At 55.6% G+C, this 5481-nt stretch carries 5 protein-coding genes; all 5 read right to left on the bottom strand.

The genetic code is table 11. From position 1 onward, the window contains the following. Positions 1-165 precede the first annotated feature (165 nt). On the bottom strand, positions 166-1608 hold the full coding sequence (locus AB5Y72_RS02795) for a hypothetical protein (RefSeq protein WP_368198583.1): 1443 nt from the start codon (positions 1606-1608) through the stop codon (positions 166-168). Positions 1609-1768: 160 nt separating this feature from the next. Further along, positions 1769-2458, bottom strand: coding sequence for a hypothetical protein (locus AB5Y72_RS02790; protein ID WP_368198581.1), 690 nt, complete (start codon positions 2456-2458; stop codon positions 1769-1771). A 10-nt stretch (positions 2459-2468) separates the two neighbouring features. After that, positions 2469-3137: a TM2 domain-containing protein gene (locus AB5Y72_RS02785; RefSeq protein ID WP_368198580.1), complete on the bottom strand. Its 669-nt coding sequence runs from the start codon at positions 3135-3137 to the stop codon at positions 2469-2471. A gap of 126 nt (positions 3138-3263) precedes the next feature. Continuing rightward, positions 3264-4163, bottom strand: a complete 900-nt coding sequence (locus tag AB5Y72_RS02780; RefSeq protein ID WP_368198578.1) for a helix-turn-helix transcriptional regulator — start codon at positions 4161-4163, stop codon at positions 3264-3266. A 22-nt stretch (positions 4164-4185) separates the two neighbouring features. After that, positions 4186-5390 (bottom strand): IS3 family transposase gene (locus tag AB5Y72_RS02775; RefSeq protein ID WP_270822696.1). Its coding sequence is split into 2 segments (ribosomal slippage): positions 4186-5072 and positions 5072-5390, totalling 1206 coding nucleotides; the frame shifts between segments, so codons are not numbered across the junction. Positions 5391-5481 lie beyond the last annotated feature (91 nt).

The following is a 5481-nucleotide window of genomic DNA, read 5'->3' as shown; positions in this document are numbered from 1 at the left end:
GGCTGATTCAAGGCATTTACGGGAGAAAAGATCGGCTCAAACTGAAACTGAGTCAGCCGAGAAGAATTTCCCCGCTTATTCGCACCTTCCTTAGCTAAGTTGTGTGATAAAGAGGCCAGTACCGCCCGGCCCTGGCCTCTGTGTTTTCTGCTCTATGGTGCCGGATTACTGACAGGTTCCCCAGTTTATGCCGTCCGTGCCACATTCCAGGCTATGAGTACCGTCCGCATAGGTTGTCTGCTTCTGATAGAGGCCGTTGCTGTCGTAACTGGTTCTGATGGTATTGCCATTTTCACTGGCCGTCATGCTCTTGACCCAGCTAGCCGCATCAGGATCTTGGGATGGTTCGTCATACTGATAGGGGAGGGCTTCGAGAGCCGCAGTGAGCTCACCCATATTCAGGGTGGATAGCTGCCCTTCCAGACCTACCCAGTCGTTCAGGAAGCTAAATGCGCCCGCCTGCCGGTTATAGATGAACTGGGTGACGTAACTCAGATCGTTGGCGTCATAGCTGATGGTGGTGTAACGGTGGGTGATCGCTGCCGCCATATCGTCAGGAGCACAGTCGTTGAAGCTCTCTGCCGATGCTTCGGCCAGATTCACCAGTGTGTACGTCTTGGCGTTTGAGCGGGCCGAGAGGGTCTCCTTGATGTCACAGCTATAGGGGGTGTTGTCCCCATGGCGCGACTCAAAGTCGTAGCGGGTTATGTAGGTGTAGTTATTGCCTGTCACTTGGCGCTCTTCACCGTAGATGATGGTCTTGATAATTTGCGCGAAATCATCGCTCACCTTCACCAGCTCGGTGCTGCTTTGGGCTGCCCCTTGCAACTGGATTTCACGATACCAAGCCTCCGGATAGGCATTGTTGTGATCGCGGCTGTCCCCCTTGTGGTAATCGACATAGACAAAGGTGGCGTCCGGGTGTTCCCGTTTCAAGGCCTCTGTCTCGGTGAAGGACTGCTGCAAGCCGCGCACGATCTCCTGTGCCAGCGTGCCTGTCTCGCTATCACCGCTGGCGATGAAGTCCGTATACAACTTCTGCTCGGAAATGTTGTAGTGACTGACAACACGGCTGACGGCCTGTTTCATCGAGGCGATCAACTGCTCCTGCTTTTGCCGGTTCGCCATGACGGTCTGGCAAGTCGTCTGTGATTGGGCTGACAGCTCACTTTCTACACTGCTCCAGAGCACCGTGGTCAGCGGCGTCACATGGTAGACATCATCCTTGGTGATGGGGGAAAAGGTGGGAGGAAGGACCATCTGATAGGCTTCCGTTACCGGGCCAAGATCCTGGTCCACGGCATCCACCGGCACATCGACCACCAAGGGGGCGTATTGAGCGCAGGTTTGCAGGTCTACCGGCAGCTCTAACCTATAATCACCGGCATCATTGGTGGTTGTCTTGGGTTCACCATCATCCCACTGACGGTTGAAATTGAGATCGAGATAGACGGTAGCGCCTTGAATGTATCCATCAATCGCCTTTCCTGACATCGCCAAGGAGGCACTCGGTGGGGTTGGACTATCCGTGTTTCCACCGTCGCTACCACCACCGCCACAGCCTGACAAAGTAGCCATCAACATCATGGCCAAGGGGGTTTTCTTCATTGTTAGTTTCCCGTTTATTATTGGTATGCGATAACGCCCAGATCATGGTCCGTTATCATCGTGATAATTTTATCTCGGTGTACGGCTATAAAATGTTGATTAGCCTCTGATTTATGAGTTTCTATTCACCGTGCTTGTCGTTGTTTTTGGCTTCAGTGCATCAAGGTGCCGACAGTTCTGCCTCGCACACGATGTCTTCGCACTCTGATGGGTCAGGGAAGTCTCCGCCTTCGTCGGTGACATATATCTTGTCGGCATGAACGCGGTAGTTACCCGCCGGGGTCAGCAGTGGGTTTTCATACATACCCTGATAATCGACTGAGACAGAGGTCGCACCATGGGATCTCAATGTGACGCGTCCATTGGGGGCGATAGTGATGGATTGTTGAGTGCCACTTTCACCCCCGAAGTTGAAGTACCGGGTTCCCGTGAACGGCAGCGCGACGGCATGTTGCTGTGGATCCCCGGTATGGTCAGAGCCTCTGGCGCTCTGGCACATTTTCTCCAGCAGCAGATCCAGCATTCCCTCCGGCTGTGGTCGCCCGTTAATCTCCAGCGCCTCCACAGAAAAACCATCGTCTTGCATCCAGACCTGCACCATGGCCCGTGCGGGCTGACTGGCATAGGTGATGGTGCCGCTGACATTCACCAGTTTCCGACCATCAGCCGCTTTCCCGCCGGTCCACTCGGGATCTTCGAAGAAGCTGTTGACCATCTTCTCGACGGTGATCTTCGGGCACATCTCCAGCTCGCTTTCCTTGAGGGTTGCCACATCCAGCAGACTGAGCAAACCGGCATTAGCCCCTGTCGAGCAGAGCATCAGTAAAGCGATAGCTAATTGCTTATTCATGCTGGGTTCCTCACCACACCCATGAAAACGCGGATATGAGGCGGTAGTTATAGCGACGGTCAAACTCCTCCTGTGTCAGGCACAAAACACGGATGAACTCGATCACAGACAAGACCAGGGGAAGGCCGGTGGTGCAGAGCGCGAGGTAGATAAGCCCCCAGCCCCAGTTCCCGGTGTAGAACTTATGCAGACCAATGCCGCCGCCCAAGAATGCGAGCACAGCGGTGAGCCCCTTGCGCTTGCCACGGTGCGCAACGGCGTTTGCGCCGTTTAGCGGTGCCTGCGGGGGAGTGGTCGTGGCAGAGGGTTGCTGGGAGGATGTTGCCCCCTCTTTAATCGGCCATGCTGCGATATCGATAGGCTTCAGCAGCTCATCCGTTATGGCTCGGGCTTTCTTCTTTGCAGCACCGAAGGTATCGATGGCATCGACAAACGAGCCATTGAGGGTGAGCTGGATGGTCTCATTGCCTTGGGAGGCGAAATTCACGGTGATGCGCATACCGAAAGGGTTAAAGCCATATTTCCATGCGGCTTCGATCCTGCCTTGGGTGCGCTCGACGGTTTTTAACGTGCCGCCCTGGGCTTGCAAATGGGCGGCGACATGATCGAAGAGTGGCTCATAGGGACTGGTGGAGCAAAGAGTGTTGTCGGACACTTTTTGCAGACTGATGGCGCTCATATATTACTCCTTGGATATCGACTGCGGGATGGTTGACGACAATGTGAAATAGCGGCGACAGGTGGTGTCGCGGCATGTCAGGCGCTGTCGCCAGATGTATAAACTGGGATCTTTGTCACACATGGGTCAGGGCGGAGCATGACTCATTAGGGCCAATAAACGGCGTAAATCATAAACGATTTGCTCATGGATAAATCCGGGTGAGATCACGGTGAGCTCAGGCATCCAAGACTTGATGACAGGCAGAATTTGGTTGGCATCGAGCACACGACTGCTCAATAACAGCGCACCGTCATCCAGGGTTTTGACAATCTCCTGCTCGGGCAGCAACGGGCGATGCTGAAAGTTGATGGCGATGGAGGCACTGGCCTTGAGGAGCACCTCGATCATGCCGGAGCGCCAGAGCGTTGGATCGGTATCGATCTGTCGCGCAATGAGCGGATCGCGGGTGAAGGTCTGTTGCGATAGCTCAACCAGCGCGATGTGGCTCAACGGATAGGCTTGCAACCTTCCCTCGCTGACGCCGACCAAGTGCCAGGTGCCCTTGTAGTTGACGAGCTGATAGGGGCTAAACAGTTGCTTGCGTTGGTCTTTGGTGATGAGCCAGCATTGCTGATGGTGGGTTAGTGCCTGCTCTAATACCGGTATCTGGTGAATGACTGAGTCGGCGGATTGACCATCGAATCCCTTGATGGCGAAGAGGCTTGGGGTGTCTCTGCCCAGCAACTGACCTAGACGATGTTCACTGGCGCGGGGAAACAAGTCGGTGATGCCCAACTGTTCGGCCAGCTTTCGCAGCTTTCCGTCGTTCTTGTGATTGAGGAACCCAGGATCCAGCCAGTATTGCTGGTTGCGGTGCTCTATCGGTAGATAACTGAGGCGTTGATTGAAATCCCGCTGCAGGGTGCGCACGGTGACGTTGTACTCGGTGGCCAGATCACTCAGGTGCAGCTTCTCACCACTGTACAGGCGGGTGAGGAGCATACCGAGGCGCTGAGCAATCTTGTCGTGTGGATTTGACCCCATAGATCCAGACACTCTTTCCCGCTTAGGGTTGTGATACCCGACTGCGCAGATATTCCCGAGGGGAACGATACCCCAAGGCGCTGTGCGGGTGGTGCTCGTTGTAATGCTCGAACGCGATCGCCAAATTGCCTACCGCTGTTCGGCTATCCGGCTTCGGCATCATCTCGATATAGTCTCGCTTCATCGTCTTCACGAAGCTCTCCGCGATACCGTTGCTCTGTGGACTCCTCACCGCCGTTGTTCTGGGCTCCAACCCGATTTCTCGTGCGAACGCGCGAGTCTCATGGGCCCGATACACCGAGCCATTATCTGTCAGCCATTCCACCGGTGAGGCCGGCAACGCATCCCCGAAGCGACGCTCGACCGCGCGCAGCATGACATCTTGTACCGTGTCACTGTCGTAACCCCCGGTGCTGGCGGCCCAGTCCAAGGCTTCCCTGTCACAGCAGTCCATGGCGAACGTGACCCGGAGTTTTTCGCCATTATCGCAGCGAAACTCAAAGCCATCCGAGCACCAGCGTCGATTGCTCTCGTTAACGGCGACACGCCCCTTATGTGCCTGCTGAGCCAAGGGAACCGCCGGTTTTCTTTCCAGCAGCAGGCCATGATCGCGCATGACGCGATATACTCGCTTGGCGTTGACGACGGGCAGTCGTTCGGCCTCTGACTGACGTCGTAACAGCGCCCAGACTCGCCGATAACCATAGGAGGGGAGCTCTGCCAGCGCGCCCATGATCCGGGCAAGCAAGGCGCTGTCATCGCGTTGGCGATGCTGCCGGCCATCTCGCCAACCAGGTTTTCGATGAACATGAACGGATAGCTGCGCACGCGATACACCAAGGGCTTGGCTCACCGCCCTTAATCGTCGTCCCCCGGCAACAAGGGCGCATGCGCAATCCATTTTTTTGCTCGACCAACCTCCACAGCTTCTTTGAGGATCTCGTTCTCCATGGTCTTCTTCCCGAGCAGACGCTGGAGCTCTCGGATCTGCTTGATGGCAGCAGCCAACTCTGAGGCTGGAACAACATCCTCACCGGCGGTGATCGCCGTGAGAGAGCCTTCCTGGAATTGTTTGCGCCATTTGAAGAGCTGGTTGGCGTTGACGTCGTGCAAGCGAGCGACATGAGAGACGGTCATACCGGGCTCAAAGGTCTGCTGCACCATGGTGATCTTTTCTTGCGGAGTCCGGCGTCGACGGCGCTCGGCTCCTGTTAACACTTCGGCCATCTTCTCGTTGCGACTAGTACTGAACATAGTTCCAAGACTACCTCTTAAGTTAAGAGGGGCGAAGTGTCTGGATCCTCCAGGGGCCAATCTA

Origin of the sequence: Aeromonas sp. R7-4, from assembly GCF_040908055.1 — a bacterium.
GTDB classification, from domain to species: domain Bacteria; phylum Pseudomonadota; class Gammaproteobacteria; order Enterobacterales; family Aeromonadaceae; genus Aeromonas; species Aeromonas sanarellii.
Note: the sequence above shows the minus strand (reverse complement) of the source record. Positions and strands in the feature narration are given on the sequence as shown.